The organism is Rothia koreensis (assembly GCF_004136575.1).
Lineage (GTDB): Bacteria > Actinomycetota > Actinomycetes > Actinomycetales > Micrococcaceae > Rothia > Rothia koreensis.
In genome coordinates, this window is the sequence record NZ_NOIQ01000014.1 from 57,632 (window position 1) to 72,837 (window position 15,206).

The 15,206-nt window shown below is 64.5% G+C and carries 11 protein-coding genes and 1 tRNA gene; 3 read left to right on the plus strand and 9 right to left on the minus strand.

The features are described from left to right. Positions 1–5 precede the first annotated feature (5 nt). From EWU68_RS09725 to EWU68_RS09750, 6 genes are read right to left on the minus strand one after another with little or no spacing between them, the layout of a single operon-like run. Positions 6–1,859, minus strand: a complete 1,854-nt coding sequence (locus EWU68_RS09725) for a protein kinase domain-containing protein (RefSeq protein ID WP_129315936.1) — start codon at positions 1,857–1,859, stop codon at positions 6–8. Continuing rightward, positions 1,856–3,298 (minus strand): peptidoglycan D,D-transpeptidase FtsI family protein, encoded by a 1,443-nt coding sequence (locus tag EWU68_RS09730; protein ID WP_129315937.1) that lies wholly within the window; start codon positions 3,296–3,298, stop codon positions 1,856–1,858. The genes EWU68_RS09725 and EWU68_RS09730 overlap by 4 nt, the downstream gene beginning before the upstream one ends. Then, positions 3,295–4,794 carry an FtsW/RodA/SpoVE family cell cycle protein gene (locus EWU68_RS09735; RefSeq protein WP_238692415.1) on the minus strand — a complete coding sequence of 500 codons (1,500 nt, stop codon included), beginning with the start codon at positions 4,792–4,794 and terminating at the stop codon, positions 3,295–3,297. The genes EWU68_RS09730 and EWU68_RS09735 overlap by 4 nt, the downstream gene beginning before the upstream one ends. Next, entirely contained in the window at positions 4,791–6,644 is a 1,854-nt protein-coding gene (locus tag EWU68_RS09740) for a PP2C family protein-serine/threonine phosphatase (protein ID WP_129315938.1), read from the minus strand. Before EWU68_RS09740 ends, EWU68_RS09735 begins: the two co-directional genes overlap by 4 nt. A 5-nt stretch (positions 6,645–6,649) precedes the next feature. Continuing rightward, positions 6,650–7,153 carry an FHA domain-containing protein FhaB/FipA gene (locus EWU68_RS09745; protein WP_129315939.1) on the minus strand — a complete coding sequence of 168 codons (504 nt, stop codon included), beginning with the start codon at positions 7,151–7,153 and terminating at the stop codon, positions 6,650–6,652. Further along, positions 7,153–8,229 carry an FhaA domain-containing protein gene (locus tag EWU68_RS09750; protein WP_129315940.1) on the minus strand — a complete coding sequence of 359 codons (1,077 nt, stop codon included), beginning with the start codon at positions 8,227–8,229 and terminating at the stop codon, positions 7,153–7,155. The genes EWU68_RS09745 and EWU68_RS09750 overlap by 1 nt, the downstream gene beginning before the upstream one ends. Positions 8,230–9,144: 915 nt before the next feature. Here EWU68_RS09750 and EWU68_RS09760 point away from each other — a divergent pair. Next, positions 9,145–9,231 (plus strand) — tRNA-Leu (locus EWU68_RS09760). A gap of 369 nt (positions 9,232–9,600) precedes the next feature. Further along, on the plus strand, positions 9,601–11,049 hold the full coding sequence (locus tag EWU68_RS09765; protein WP_129315942.1) for a sugar porter family MFS transporter: 1,449 nt from the start codon (positions 9,601–9,603) through the stop codon (positions 11,047–11,049). A gap of 55 nt (positions 11,050–11,104) precedes the next feature. Here the strand turns inward: EWU68_RS09765 and EWU68_RS09770 are convergent, their stop codons facing one another. Both EWU68_RS09770 and EWU68_RS09775 read right to left on the minus strand, forming a co-directional pair. Further along, the gene (locus EWU68_RS09770; RefSeq protein WP_129315943.1) at positions 11,105–11,530 is read right to left on the minus strand and encodes a DUF1697 domain-containing protein; all 426 of its coding nucleotides are present in this window, start codon (positions 11,528–11,530) and stop codon (positions 11,105–11,107) included. Positions 11,531–11,605: 75 nt separating this feature from the next. After that, positions 11,606–12,115 (minus strand): VOC family protein, encoded by a 510-nt coding sequence (locus tag EWU68_RS09775; RefSeq protein ID WP_129315944.1) that lies wholly within the window; start codon positions 12,113–12,115, stop codon positions 11,606–11,608. 68 nt (positions 12,116–12,183) lie between these two features. On the opposite strand from EWU68_RS09775, the gene EWU68_RS09780 reads away from it, so the two are divergent. Further along, positions 12,184–12,981, plus strand: a complete 798-nt coding sequence (locus EWU68_RS09780; RefSeq protein WP_129315945.1) for a helix-turn-helix domain-containing protein — start codon at positions 12,184–12,186, stop codon at positions 12,979–12,981. Between the two features lie 36 nt (positions 12,982–13,017). On the opposite strand, the gene EWU68_RS09785 is transcribed toward EWU68_RS09780, so the two are convergent. Beyond that, on the minus strand, positions 13,018–14,640 hold the full coding sequence (locus EWU68_RS09785) for a thiamine pyrophosphate-dependent enzyme (protein WP_129315950.1): 1,623 nt from the start codon (positions 14,638–14,640) through the stop codon (positions 13,018–13,020). Positions 14,641–15,206: the final 566 nt, after the last annotated feature.

Here is a 15,206-nt window from a genome sequence, read left to right on the forward strand (position 1 = left end):
TTCAGTTATTCGTTGGAGCCTTGGGTGCCGTCTCCCGACGGCTCATCCCGGTGGTCGTTCTCGGGTGCCGCAGATGGTGCGGCCTGTGGTGAGCCGGTCGACGGGGCTGACGGTTCGCTCGGCTGAGGGGTGGGCGTGGTTGTGGAGGGCTCCTGGCTCGGATTCTCCGGGGCGGGAGCGGACGATGAGGTCTTCCCGGAGCCCGTGGACACGTAGACGTCCACGTTGGAGCCGACCGTCACCTTGTTGCCCTCGCTCGGCGAGGTCCGAATGACCTTGTCGGCGGATTGCTCGCTCGAGTTCTCGTCGTGGCGGGTCACGTTGACGCCCAGTTGCGTGATTTCGTCGATCACCGTCTGCGCATCCTGGCCCACCATCTTGTTCGGCAGGGTCACCGATTCGGGACCTGTCGAGTACACCACGGTCACGTTCGAACCTGCGGCGACCTCACCTTCGGGGGACACCTCGAGCACGGAGTTCTTCTCCTCGCTCGAGCTCTTGCCCTCGGAGTGGACGGACAAGCCCATGCTGGCGAGCTGGGAGACGACGTCGTCCAGTTTCTTGCCCTTGTAGTCGGAGGACTTGATGGTGAGCATCTTCGCCGAACTCGAACTGGAGGTCGGGTGCGATGAGGACGACGGCGCGCTCGTGGCGGCCGGGCCCGCGGTGCTCGGGGAGGCCGATGCGTCCGTGCCGGAGCCGGACTGAACGACCCACCAGATCCCCAGACCAGCGGCCAGCAGCAGGACCAGGAGCGGGACGAGCCACTTCCACACGGCCGTGCCCTGACGGGACTTCTTCTCGCCCTTGTCCGTGTAGTCGCCCTGGTACTGGAGGGACCGGGGCTCGCCCACGGCGGGCAACTGCGAGGTCGTCGGTTGCGGCTGGTATCCGGCCGCCGACGCACCGGAACCGAACTGCCGCGTCGCGTCCGTGCTGCCCATCGACTCCGTGGGGGTCACCGGCTGCGTCTGTCCGGTATCGGTGCTGATCGGAAGGTAGGTCGACAGGCCGGGGACGGCCTTGACCGCAGCCTTGAGGTCGTTGCGCCGGATGGCGTCCACCGCGCTGGCCAACGTGGTCGCGTTCGCCGGTCGTTGTGCCGGGTCCTTGGACAGCAGGCACATGATCATCGCCTGCGCCGGTACGGGAACCGACTTGGGCAGGGACGGCGGCGGATCGTTGACCTGGGCCAACGCGATCGCGATCTGGGATTCGCCCGTGAAGGGGCGCTTGCCTGCGAGGCACTCGTACCCGATGATGCCCAGCGAGTACAGGTCCGACGACGCCGTGGCGGTCTGCCCGGTTGCCTGCTCCGGGGCAAGATACTGGGCGGTGCCCATGACCTGCCCGGTCGCCGTCAGCGGAACCTGGTCGGCGAGGCGGGCGATGCCGAAATCGGTCACCTTCACGCGGTTGTCCGGCGTGATCATGATGTTTCCGGGCTTGACGTCGCGGTGCACGAGACCCTGGGCGTGCGCGGCCGCCAGAGCACGCGCCGTCTGGGCGATGATATTGAGCGTGCGGTCCGCCGGGAGGGTCTTCTCCCGTTCGATGATGTTGGACAGAGGTTCCCCGGGGACCAGCTCCATGACCAGGTAGGCCGAGCCTTCTTCCTCGCCGTAGTCGAAGACGTTGGCGACGCCCGGGTGGTTCAGCAACGCCGTGTGCCGTGCCTCCGCGCGGAAACGCTCGAGGAAGCCCGGGTCGCCGGTGTATTCCTCTTTCAGGATCTTGACGGCGACGATGCGGCCCAGGACCTTGTCCTTGGCCTTCCAGACCTCGCCCATGCCTCCGACGGCGATGCGTTCGGTCAGGCCGTAGCGACCACCGAGGGTCGTCGATGATGAGGGCCTCACTGATTCAACACCGCCTCGAAAAGTTGCTTGGCACCGGGGCTCGTGAGCTGGGCTCCTGTGACCGCGTCTACATCTTCATAGACAATAGCAACAGCTAGTTCCGGGTCGTCCGCCGGCGCGAAGCCGGTGAACCATGCTTGGTTGTTCCCGTCCGTGCCGGTCTCGGCGGTACCGGTCTTGCCTGCGACCTTGGTTCCGTCCACCTGGGCCCCGGACGCGATGCCGTTGTCGACGTCGTTGACCATCCAGTCGCGCACCTGGTGAGCGACGTCGGGCGAGGTCGACTCGCGCAGCTTCTCCGCGGAGAAATCGTAGAGCGTGCTCAAGCTGTTCGACCGAACGGTCTTGACCATGTTCGGTTTCATCTGGACGCCGTCATTGGCGATAGCGGAAGACATCATGGCCACCTGCATCGGGGTGGATTTGACGTCGTACTGACCGATCGAAGACAACGCGAGCTCGCTCTTGGACATGCCACTGGGGAAGTTTGATGGGGTGACCTTCAACGGAACGGACAGATCCTGTCCGTAGCCGAAGTTCTTGGCCGTCTTGGCAATCTTATCCTCACCGAGGTCCATGGCGATCTGAGCGAACGGAGTGTTGCAGGACTGCTCCAGAGCCCACTGGATATCCGCCTTGGAACGGGACGCGCATTGGCCGTTGACGTAGTTCGGCAAGGTTGTGTCCGTGCCCGGCAGGGGCAGGTTCTGCGGGTTGTCCAGCTCGGAATCCTTGTTGTACTTCCCGGATTCCAGGGCCGCGACGGCGTCCATGATCTTGAACGTCGAACCCGGCGAGTAGAGGTCCCCCGACACCGCGCGGTTGTACAACGGCTTGTCCTGGTCCTGGTTCAGCTCGGAATAGGACTGGATGACCGACTTCGAGTCGTGGGAGGAGAGCTGGTTCGGATCGTAGCTCGGTGCCGAGACCATCGCCTTGATCTCACCCGTCTTGGGGTTCATCGCGACGATCGACCCCTTGTGCCCCGACATCAACTCGGTCGCCTTCTTCTGCAACTTCGGATCGATCGTCAGCTCCACCGAGGCCCCGTGGGTCTCCTTGTTGGAGAAGATCTGCGCGATGCGGTCGTAGAACTGCGAGTCAGACTTGCCGGACAGTTCCTCGCCGAGCGCGGATTCGAGCCCGGTGGAGCCGTACACCATCGAGAAGTAGCCGGTCAGGGCGGCGTATTCGTCCGTCTGCGAGTACTCGCGCTTGTATCCGAAGCTGTCGTCCGAGGGGACGGACTGCGCAATTTCGGACCCGTTCACGAGGATGGAGCCACGGGCGGAGCCGTACTGGTCGTACAGCTGCCGGGAGTTCCAGGGATTGTCCTCAAGGGCGCCGGCGTGGATGAACTGAACGTATGTCAGGGAACCGACGAGGAGGATGAACACGCCCGCGACGGCGAGCCATGTTCTTCGGATGGCCTGATTCACGAGTGACCTCCTGCTGTATGTGGGGAAGAAGCAGTTTCCTCATGAGAAGACGAACCAAGTTTGGAGATGGCCGCGGTGGCCCCCAACTGACCGGTGTCCGCAATGTCCTCGGCGTCGCCGGCGTCCTCGTTGACCACGCGCGGCGAGCGGGCCGAATGGGAGATTGCGAGCAGCAGCCCGACGATGAACCAGTTCGCCAGGAGGGACGAACCACCGGCGGACATGAACGGCGTCGTCAGTCCGGTCAGGGGGATCAAACGGGTCACGCCACCGATCACCACGAACAGTTGCAGGACCATGGCGGCGGAGAGGCCCGCTGCCAAGAGCTTGCCGAAGGCGTCCGGGGTGCCCAATGCCGCGCGGAAGCCGCGAGAGACCAGCATCAGGAACAGCATCAGGATCGCGCCGAGACCCAGGAGGCCCAGCTCCTCGCCGATTGCGGTCACGATCATGTCGGAGTTCGCGAAAGAGACGAGATCCGGTCGTCCGTTGCCGAGGCCGCGACCGAACAACCCGCCCGAGGCGAGGCCGAACAGGCCCTGGATGATCTGGCCGGAACCGCCGGCCTGCTGGTTGTAGACCGCGGGGTCGAAGGCGTGGAGCCAGGAGTCGATGCGGACGGTGACGTGGCTGATGGTCTTGTACGCGAAGAAACCGCCGATGGCCACGAGGACCAGCCCGACGCCGACCCAAGTGAACCGGTTGGTTGCCAAGTACAGCATCGCCAGGAAAAGCCCGAAGAAGAGGATGGCCGAGCCCAGATCGTGCTGGACCACCAGCACGCCGATGCTCACGAGCCAGGCCACGAACATCGGGGCGAAGTCCTTGAAACGCGGCAGGCGAACCCTGCCGATCTTCTTTCCGGCCAGGAGGATGAGGTCACGGTTGGTCGAAAGATACCCGGCGAAGAATATGGCCAGCGTGATCTTGGCGACCTCTCCCGGCTGGAAGGTGCGCCCGCCGATCGAGATCCAGATCCGGGCGCCGTTGATCTCCGTCCCGAGGCCGGGCACGAGCGGCAGCAGCAGGAGGAAGATCGAGGCGGCAAGGCTGATGTAGGTCACCCGGACCAGGACCCGGTGGTCGGTGAGGAACCAGAGCGCGGCGGCGCACGCGATCATCGCGACGGCGCTCCAGGCCGTCTGGGAGCCGACCGAGGAGTTCGGCGTCGTGAGATCGATCCGATAGATCATCGTCAGGCCGATTCCGTTGAGAACCACGACAATGGGCAGGATGAAGGGATCCGCGTACCGCGCCTTGAGGTGGAGGATCACGTGGATGATCAGGGAGCCCACGATCAGCACTGCCGCGGCAGCGACGATGCGATGGTCCCATGAGGCCGTATTGCCCAGGTCCACGAGGCACATCGCGCCGATGGCGACGATCCACGAGAGGACCAGCAACAGCAGCTCGAAGAACCGCCGCGGCTTGGGGACATGCTGCTCGGCGTCGGGAGCGGTGGACTGCTCCTGCGAAGACTGTGCACGTGTTGTCACTGGTTGTCACCTCCCTGGTCGTTGCGATCGGGCTTCTGATCATCATTCCCCGAATCCGAGGATTTATCACCGGACGGCGGGGCACTCGATACCGTTCCCTGCGGCGCCGGACTGGGATCGTCTCCCTGGGCGCCCAGGTCGAGATCCGAGATGACCCGTTCGGCTTCGGCCTTCGACGAGGTGTGGATCCCTTCCTTGACGCGGGACTTGGAATAGTTCGGCAGTTGGGAGACCTTCACGTCGGTCTCCTTCTCCAGGCTGTTCAGATGCAACGGCCCGAGAGACTGGTCCACGCCGCGATAGATGGCAACCTTGCCTTCGTTCACGCCGACGTAATACTGGTTGTTGACCCACGTGAGACCGGCCCACGCGGCGCCGACGATCAGCACCGCGATGAACGCCCAAATGAAGGCGGCCAAGCCCCAGCGACGTTTGCGACGTCGTGGGCTGTCCAGCTCCTCCAGGAGCTCGTCCGGGAGTTCCTCGCCTTCGTCCGTGTCCATCGAGGGCGTTCGCGCCAGAGTCGCCCTGCGCTGCACGGTCGCATCCGTGACGGTGGGGATCTGGCCCGTGTGGGTCGCCGACGATGCCGCCCCCACCAGAAGGTGCGGCCGTTCTTCGAGCTCGCGACGCAGTACGGAGGCCGAGCTCTCTTCCTGCTGGCTGGCTTCCTCCAGGTCGATGCCCGAGCGCTGGACCATGGCGTTCAGCACGGAGTCGGAGAACGAATCTCCCCGCCACCTGCCGTGCCGGAGGGTGTGCCGGAAGCTCTCGCCCCTCTGGCGAGGAAGACGACGCCGCCACGGCGCTCGCCTGTCCTCGGGGTCGTCCCCAGGGTCCTGCTCACCCGAGTGCGACCCGTGGGAGGTGCTTCCGACGCCGGCGACGTCGTCCGGGCCCACGTCGGAGGCGCCGGTTTCCGGGGAGGTTTCTTCCCAGGGCGCCAGTCCGGAGTCGTCATCAATCTCCCGGAACTCGGGCCAGCCGTGATCCGCCTCCGGGTCGGAGGTGCCGGAACCGGACGCCGGTGCCTGGGGTTCCTCCGAAACGCCCTCCGGGTGCTCGTCCGCGCGACTGTCCCGACCGACGGCGTCGAGACGGCTCGTCACCGCGTTGGCGAGGTTGGCGGAGTCGTTGATCTCGACGACGGCCACGGTGACGTTGTCGGGTGCGCCGCCGTCGAGGGTCAGTTCCACGAGGGATTCGCAGATCTCCTGGAGGTCATTGGTGGATCCGAGGATGGATTCGATCACTTCGTCGGACACGACGCCGGACAGGCCGTCCGAGCACAGCAACCATCGGTCTCCGACCTGCGCGTCCACGCGTTTGAGCTCGAGCTCCGGGGAGGCGTCCGTGTCGCCGAGGACGCGCATGATCACGTTCTTGTGCGGGTGATTCTCCGCTTCCTCCGGCTTCAGCCTGCCTTCCTCGACCAGGCGCTGAACGAAGGTGTGGTCCGTGGTCATCTGCTCGAACTTCTTGCCGCGGAGCCGGTAGGCGCGGGAATCACCGATGTGGGCGAGCTCGAGTTCGTCGCCGTCCACCAGGAGGGCCGTGCAGGTGGTGCCCATGCCCGCCAGAAGGGGGTTCATTTCGACCAACTGGTTGAGGATGATGTTTGCCGTCTGGATTTCGTCGGCGAGAATGGTCCCGGCCGAGCCGTCGTACTCCGAATGGTCCAGGGGTGTCAGGTCCAGGACCGTGGACGCCGAAGCCACATTGCCACCGACATGGCCTCCCATGCCGTCGGCGACCACGGCCAGGTAGCGCCCCGCGTAGGCGGAGTCGTCGTTCTTGCTGCGCACTCGACCCGTGTCCGAGCGGGCGGCATACCGGAAGGCAATATTCATGGGCCTTACGCCCTCAACTCGATGACGGTGCGTCCCACGGTGAAGGGAACGCCCGGCTCGACGAGCGTGGCGCGGGTCAGTCTCTGATCATTGACGAAAGTGCCGTTGGTGGATCCGAGGTCCTCCAGGAACCAGCGCGACCCCTGCGGGAAGAGGCGCGCGTGGTGTCCGGAGCAGTAGTCATCGTCCAGGGGGAGGGTGCAGTCCTGGGCGCGTCCCAGAAGTACGGGGGAATCGCCCAGGCGCGCAATGCTCCCGGTTCCGGGTCCACCGATGATCGCGAGCTGGCTGGGCCGTTTGGGGGCCTGCTGCTTTTCGGTGCCCGCGGTGCCGGCCGCGCCGGCTTCGCCCTTCTTCTTGTTCTTCTTCCTGCCGGGCAGGGACGTGAATCGCAGGGTCTGTCCGAGACCGAGGTCCCGACGCTGTCCGGCGAGGATCACGAAGACGAAAACCCACAACAGGGCGAGGAATCCGAAACGGAGCAGCGTGACGGTCAGCTCTGAGGCCATTAGCGACTACTCCTCGGGGCCAGCAGACGGAAAGTGATCTTGGTCCGACCCATTGTAATGACTGTCCCGTCCACGAGCTCGCGGCGACCCCTGAGCCGGGTTCCGTCCACGGAGGATCCATTGGTCGAACCCAGGTCCACGGCGAGGAAAACGCCGTCCTGGTTGAGGATTTCCAAATGACGTCGTGAGACACCCGTGTCCTCGACGGTGATATCCGCTTCCGACGACCGACCGAGAACGATCGAGTTGGCCTGGATCGAGAACCGCTGCCCATTGATGTCCAGAACAGGCTTGTAGTTCGGAGAAGCACGACGGGGTTGTTCCTGCCGCTGCGGGGAAGGAATGGCCTGGGTGGCGTTCTGGTCCTCGCCATGGTGCCGGTTCGCGCCTCCCGCGCCGCGTCCGGGCACGCGAGGAGCTATCCGGGACGAGCCGCTGGGAAGCCGTCCACTGGATGCGGCCGCGGTGGCCGCAGGAGCCGCGGAGGCGGCGGCGTCGGCCGGATCCGACTCGTACTCGGGCGCGTAACCGGGGGCGTACGTCGGTTCGGGCTCGGACGGCGTGGTGGTCGCTTGCTGTGCGACCGGCGATGCCCCGGCCCGTCCGCGCTGCTGCGCCGCACCGTAGCGCTCGCTGGCCGCGGCGGCCGACGTCGGCGGTGCCGTGCGGGTGGACTGTCCCCTCGACGCCGACCGACCGGCCCGTTCCTGGGCCGAGAGCACCAGGAACTCGCCCCTCTGGAGCTCTTCCGTGTGGGCCCGGGTGAATGTCACTCGCACGGCGCCCCTGAGGGTGTAACCCTGGGACCTGGCGTGGCGGATGGCGACGTCGCACAATTCCTCCGCGAGGTCCTGACCCCAGGACTGGGCGCGCGAAAAATCGGCGTCGGAAAATTCGATGGTGAAGACATTGGGCGCGATGGTGCGCCCTTCGGCGATCGCGTAGGACTTCTTGTCCATCTCCGAACGCAGTCGACTCGCGACGTCCACCGGCTCGATGCGGCTCTTCGACCCGGCCGAGAAAACCCCTCGCACAGCCTTTTCGAGACTCCGCTCAACGTTTTCAATGAGTCCCATGGGTTGCCTCCTGGTTCTGCGACGTCGGTTCCGAGCCGCCCCTGTTTTAGGGTACGGGCTACCGCAACCGCGTACGGCTTCGGACACAAGGATAGTAGAGACTCATCCTGAATAGACCGTCAACGGCGCATCAAGGCCGCTCCCGCGTGGACGAACAGTAGTCGCGGACCTTGATATGCAGCATGTGGACGAACCGTTAGATGCGCGGGAGAGCGGGCGAGGAGCGGATACCGACCGGGTCAGTCGTGGGCAAGGGCCGGGGCGGGTCGCGGGCTTTTCCTGCGGGTTGTTCGGCGCGGCGAGGTGGCGGTTTCGTGCGTTCTCCGGCGCGAGGGGGCAATTATGTGCGTTTCCCTGCGCGAGGTGGCAATCCTGTGCGTTCTCCGTCGCGAGGTGGCAATCTGGTGCACTTTTGGGGTCGATTTGCGCACGGAATCGCCACCTCGGCGCGTTTGTCGCACCAGATTGCCACCTCGCGACGGGAGGCGGGCGAGACGGGCGAGGCGGGCGAGACGGGCGAGGCGGGCGAGGCGGGCGAGGCGGGCGTCGGAACAAGAACAGCGCCTGCCCGGTGGGGCAACGTACCCGTCGGTTCCCAGGGCGGTGCTGCGTTTGGGTGGGGGTTGCCAGATGGAGAGGAACTTACCGTCGTTAGGTGCGGGTTGAGCCGCCACCTAACGGCGGACGACGCCGCCGAATCGGGTAACAGCCACCCAACGCCGAGCGCCCGGCCGAGGTGAACCACGAGCGCCCGGCCGAGGTGAACCACGAGCGCCCGGCCGAGGTGAACCCCAGACGCCCGGTCGAGGTGTCGGAAGACACCCGCTCCGCGATTGGACAGGCCGTTGAAGGTCTGGGTACGATAATCAGCGTTGCTTTTCGCGCGTCGCCTGCTTGGTGGCGAGCGAGTCACTTGCGCGAGTGGCGGAATAGGCAGACGCGCACGGTTCAGGTCCGTGTGCCCGAGAGGGCGTGGGGGTTCAACTCCCCCCTCGCGCACCAAAGGTTCCAGAGAGAATCTCTCGCGACAATGGAGCGAAACTCCCCGATCACCCAGTGATCGGGGAGTTTTTTTGTTTTCCCCAGTTCTCAGCTGACCTGATTGCTTGCACACCGGCCGAACCCGACCACGATCCTGGTCGGCGGTGCCCCGACGATCTGGAAACCGACCCGCATCTGACCGGGTCAAGACACCACCGGGTCTGACAGAAAAACGGGCCCAGTTGAGCGAACTACCAGGTCAGTGCGGTATGTCGTATCCAACCTTTTTCCCATTTGGCGATGTGTCGGAGTAGTGTTGCCGGCGACACACACCCGCACATACCCAGAGGGCGGCCGATGACCGGTTGCAATCGAACGGAGATGAACAGGATGACGGTAGGTGCTAACGACAGCGCCGAAGCAGTTACCGGCAAAGGAAAGGCCGTAGCAGTTTCGATTGCTGCCGCGGTTGGCGGTTTTCTTTTCGGCTTCGACTCCTCGGTCATCAACGGTGCCGTCGACGCGCTGAGCTCCCATTTCGAATTGGGGTCCTTCCTGTCGGGCTTCGTCGTTTCGATTGCCCTGCTGGGCTGCGCCGTCGGTGCCTGGTACGCCGGGCGACTGGCAGACAGCTGGGGGCGACGCAACGTCATGCTGCTCGGCGCCGCGATGTTCATCATCAGCTCACTCGGCTCAGGCCTGGCCTTCTCAGTGGTCGACTTGTTGGTCTGGCGCGTCATCGGTGGCCTGGGAATCGGCATCGCCTCGGTGATCGCCCCGGCGTACATCTCCGAAGTCGCGCCGGCCAAGGGCCGCGGTGCTCTCGGGTCCCTGCAACAGTTGGCCATCACGATCGGCCAGCTCGTCGTCCTCAGCTCCAACAAGAGCCTCGCCGGTGCCGCTGGCGGGTCCTCCCAGGATTTGTGGCTGAACATTCCGGCATGGCGTTGGATGTTCTTGGTCGGCGTCTTGCCAGCACTCGTGTACGGCATCCTGGCACTGTCGATCCCTGAGTCCCCCCGGTTCCTCGTCCTGCGCGGCCGGTTCGACCAAGCTGCCAGCGTGTTGAAACGGGTATCCGGCGAGCCCGACCCCGAAGCCAAGGTCCAGCAAATCCGTCAGACGCTGGACAAGGAGCACAAGAGTACCTTCAACGACATTCGTGGAAACAGGTTCGGTCTCCAGCCTCTGGTATGGGTCGGCATCATCATTGCCGCGTTCCAGCAACTCGTCGGGATCAACGCGATCTTCTACTACTCCACGACGTTGTGGAAGTCCGTTGGCTTCAGCGAATCCGATTCCTTCACGACCTCGGTCATCACGGCGGGGATCAACGTTGTGATGACGGTGGTTGCGATGTTGCTTGTCGACCGGATCGGTCGTCGTCGTCTGCTGACCATCGGGTCGATCGGCATGTTCGTGTCGCTTCTGCTGACCGCCATCTCGTTCTCGCACCAACTCGGCAGCGGTGACAACGTGAGCTTGCCCGGCGCATACGGCCCGCTCGCTCTGCTCGGGGCCAACGCGTTCGTGGTGTTCTTCGCTCTGTCCTGGGGACCGGTCATGTGGATCCTCCTGGCCGAGATGTTCCCGAACAGAATGCGAGCCATGGCCCTGGCCGTGGGTACGACCTCGAACTGGATTTTCAACTTCATCGTCACGTTCGCCTTCGAGCCCATGACCGAGCGCGTCGGTCTGTCCTGGCTGTACGGAGCCTTCGCCTTCTTCGCGCTGGCTTCCTTCTTCTTCGTCCTGCGGTTCGTGCCGGAAACGAAGAAACAAGAGCTCGAAACCATGACGGGAGAAACACACCGACGCCCGACGACGCCGCGCGCCTGAGGCTGCCGACGACGTCAGCCCCGTGCCGATAGCTGGTCGGACGAAGGTCGATCGGCTACAAGGATTCGGGCAACTGGTCCGCTTGTTCGGCGAGTTTGAGCACCACGCGCCAGTTCCGTTGCGTGCCCAATCCCTGCGTGTGCCTCGCGATCGCCGCAGCCAGCTTGCTGCTTCCGGGCCCCTGCGGACGACGCATGTACACGTTGTGCCCCATGAAGGCAGCTTCTTCGGGCAGGTAGCGCGAGAGGTCGACGCCGGCGACGGAAGCGGAGGCGTCGGAAGCGTCACGGGGCAGGAAAACAACATGAAGCTGGTTGGACCCCGCTCGTCCGTCCGAGAACGGGTTGGCTCTCACCAGGTGACGAAGTTCGTCACGGGTTCGCACGAGAACGCGGGCGTCGACCGAGGTTGACCGGGCGATGGCAGCTCGCAACTGGGCGGCAACCTCGACGGTGTTCTTGATCGCGGGTCCTGACAGAATATCTGTCCGTCATGGGGCCCCGGGCAACGCTGAGGCGTTCGGAACCGACTGATCGGGCTCCATGCACTCGTCGGTTCATGCGCCCTGTTCAGCTGCCCACTCGGCGACCCGGCGTGCGCTTTCGGTTTCGGAGAGGTCCTCGACCCGGGACATGATTGACCAGCGAACTCCGAAAGGATCTCGGATGGATGCGAACCGGTCACCGGACACAAAAGTGCTGACTGGAGCGAGGACTTCCGACCCGGCTTGTTCGGCTCGCGCGAAGGTCGTATCGACGTCCGCACAATACAATCCCATCGAATAGCAGTCTCCGTCTCCCGCGGGGGCAGGAACGAGTCCGTACTCGGTATTGGGCGCCCCCAATTGCAGTCGTCCGGTGCCGAAATCCAGATCGGCATGAACCACGACGCCGCTCATCTCGGTGACGTCGATCAGGCGGGCGCCGAACACGGAGCGGTAGAATTCGATGGCGTCGGCCGCATGTACAACCACCAAGAATGGTGTCAGACTTGTTGTCCCGTTCGGTATGCCATTGTTGGTGTACTTTCCTGATACTCCGGTTTGGGGTGTGTCGATTGTATTCATGGAATTACTGTCGCACTTCCCGCACCGAGCGTGCTTGAAGATTCGCGACGATCAGGGGAAAGGCAGCAATGGTGGACGACCAGTTTGATGGCCGCGGAGTCCTCTACCCGGCCAGACTCCCGTCTTTCCACCGAGAGCCTGCGCCAGCAGCCCTGCGTGAACTGGTTCGCTGGTTCTGGATTCCACGTTGGGATCTTCCACCCGGACGAACCATTCGGCAACAAGTGCTCCCGTTTCCGGCGTCGAACCTGGTCGTCGAGCCTGGTGGCGCAATTCTTGCCGGCCCGACGACCGGGCCATCACAGCGCGATCTGAGCGGTCAGGGCTGGGCTGTCGGGGCTCTATTGCGCCCGGCCGCCATCTTCGCCATCAGCCAGAATCCGTCTGGAACCCGAGACGTCGAGGTGCCCTTCGAAGCACCCGAGCTGCATCGCAGCGTTTCGGCAGCGATGAGTCTGGAAGACAGGGCTCTTGGCCGGGAGCGCGCGATTCACGCCTACAGTGCTTGGATCTCCGAGCACTGTCCCGCACCGGACGACAGTGGCCTTCTCGCCAACGAGATGGAAGAACGCATCTCTTCCCACGCTTCGATAGGACGAGTGGATCAGCTCGCGTCGTCCCTGCACATTTCGGTCCGTCGAGTACAGCGTCTGGCGCATCGTTATGTTGGCGTGTCGCCTCTGAGCATGATCCGACGTTATCGGCTCCAAGAAGCCGCGCAGCACCTGCGCGATGATCCGTCACTGACGATCACCGCTGTTGCGGCCCGCCTTGGATACGCCGACCACGCCCACCTCACCGCCGACTTTCGTCGGGTCCTTGGCTTCACCCCGCATTCCTATCGTCAGGACTCCAGCCGACCGTGATGCCTTCATCCGGTATCAGTACTTGAAGTGGAAGGTTCAGTAGGCCTTGTCGCGCTGGGGGACCACCAGATGGATGACCGCGAACCGGCCGTCGTCGACGGCGTGCAGGGCGTCGTCGAGGGCCTGGGGCAGAGACTCGTTGTCCTCGACGCGGATCCCGAAACCGCCGTAGGCCTGGGCCAGAAGGGCAAAGTCCGGGTTCTGCAGCTGGGTGCCGCTGATCCGATCGGGATACTGGCGCTCCTGGTGGGTGCGGATGGTTCCGTACTCGCCGTTGTCGGCCACGATGACCAGTGGTTTCGCGCCATATTGGGCCGCCGTCGCCAGCTCCTGGCCGTTCATCAGGAACTCGCCGTCGCCCGCAATCGAGACAACGAGTCGTTCCGGGTGACGCAGTGAAGCCGCGACCGCGGACGGCACCGAATAACCCATCGAACCGTTGCGCGCCGAAATCATCCGCGCATAGCCGTGGGTCGGGAAATAGCGGTGAGCCCAGTTGGTGTGCTCACCGGCCCCGAAGGTGACCATGCAGTCCTCGGGCAGGCGGGGGACCAGGTGGCTCATCAACGAGTCCATGGTGACCTGCCCCGAAGTCCTCCTCTCGGGGAGGGTCGAAAACTCGACCTGAAGGCCCCTGAGCTTGTCACGCCAGCTCTTCCACGAGTCGTTGACGGGAAGGTCCATGCGCAGAAGATCCCGCACGAAGACGTCCGGTTTCGCCACGATCTGGTGCGTGACCGGGCCTGAGCGACCCCGGAGCCCCGGGTCGATGGTCACCAGGAAGTTCCTCTTGTTCCAGTCCTGTCGAGAGGTGAAGCCGCCGGTGATGACGTCGCCCGGAACCGTGCCCACGAATACGATCAGGTCCGCCTCGTCCAGAACCCGCTGAGAATGCGCCGGACGCCCGTATCCGAGGGGCCCGATGTAACTGGGGGATGTGAAGGGGACGGTGCCCTCGCAGCGCCACTCGGCGCCCGCCGGCAGATCGTGGGCCTCCAGCCACGCGGTGAAATCGGCCGCGGCCTTCTGGGTCCAGTCGTTTCCCCCGAACACGAACAACGGTTTCTCCGAGTCGAGGAGGGCATTGTGGAGTTCTTTCCAGTCGCTGACCGTCATGCCGCCCATCGCGATCGGGATCTCCGGATGCGGAACAGGATTGATCTGTTGCTGAATGATGTCCTCGGGGAGGCCGACGACGACGGGCCCGGGCCGCCCCGAACGCGCCGCAAAAATCGCCTCAGCGACGAGTTCGTTGGCCCGCTCCGGGTGGTCGAGCACCATCACACGTTTGGCGCCCGTATCGAACCAGGCCTTGGGGTCGAATTCCTGGAATGCTTCTTTTTCCCTGTGCTCGAACGGGATCAACCCGACGAAAAGGACCATCGCCGTGGAATCCTGCCACGCCGTGTGCAGTCCGACGTGCGCGTTCGCGGCACCGGGCCCGCGAGTGACCATGGCGACGCCGGGCAAGTCGGTCAGTTTTCCTTCGGCTTCGGCCATGTATGCGGCCCCGCCCTCATGTCGACAGACGACGGTGTCGATCGACGAGTCGTGGAGGCCATCGAGGACGTCGAGGAAGCTTTCCCCGGGAACGGTGTAAATCCTGTCGATGCCGTGGTTTTCGAGGGAGCGGACGATCGCGTGTCCCGCTGAGGTCATGGAGTCGGTCTCTTTCCGGCTGTAGGAGCGGACGCCGTCGACCGGTTCGCGCACCGAGCACGGACGGGAACCGAACGGCGTCAGTGGCCTCGACCGCGCGCGTCCTTGCGCGTGGCCCTGGTCACCGAACATCACAGTATCGTTCGCGCTGATCTGCTCCTTAATATTCGTTCGTATGACGGAATCGCCGTGCCGCCAGGGACGATACGGGCGTGGGCGCGGGCGCGGGCGTGACGGCGTCGTCGAGGTGGCCCGACGCGCCTGGCGAGGTCCGAGGTGGCCCGATGACGAGGCCCGAGGTGGCCCGAGGTGGCCCGATGAGGCCGGAGGTGGCCCGACGACGCCGATGAGGTGGCCTGACGCGCCGAGGTGGCAATTTCGGGACGGGTCTCTCCACGAGGTGGCAGTTTTGGGACAAATTTCGTCGATTTTTGTCCCAAAACTGCCACCTCGCGCCGAAGTGTGCACGGGGTTGCCACCTCGGCGCGTTGGCCGCACCAGATTGCCACCTCGCCGCATCGCCACGCTGGCCTCGCCGCTCGCCCCCGCGCCGCTCGCCTCTCGCC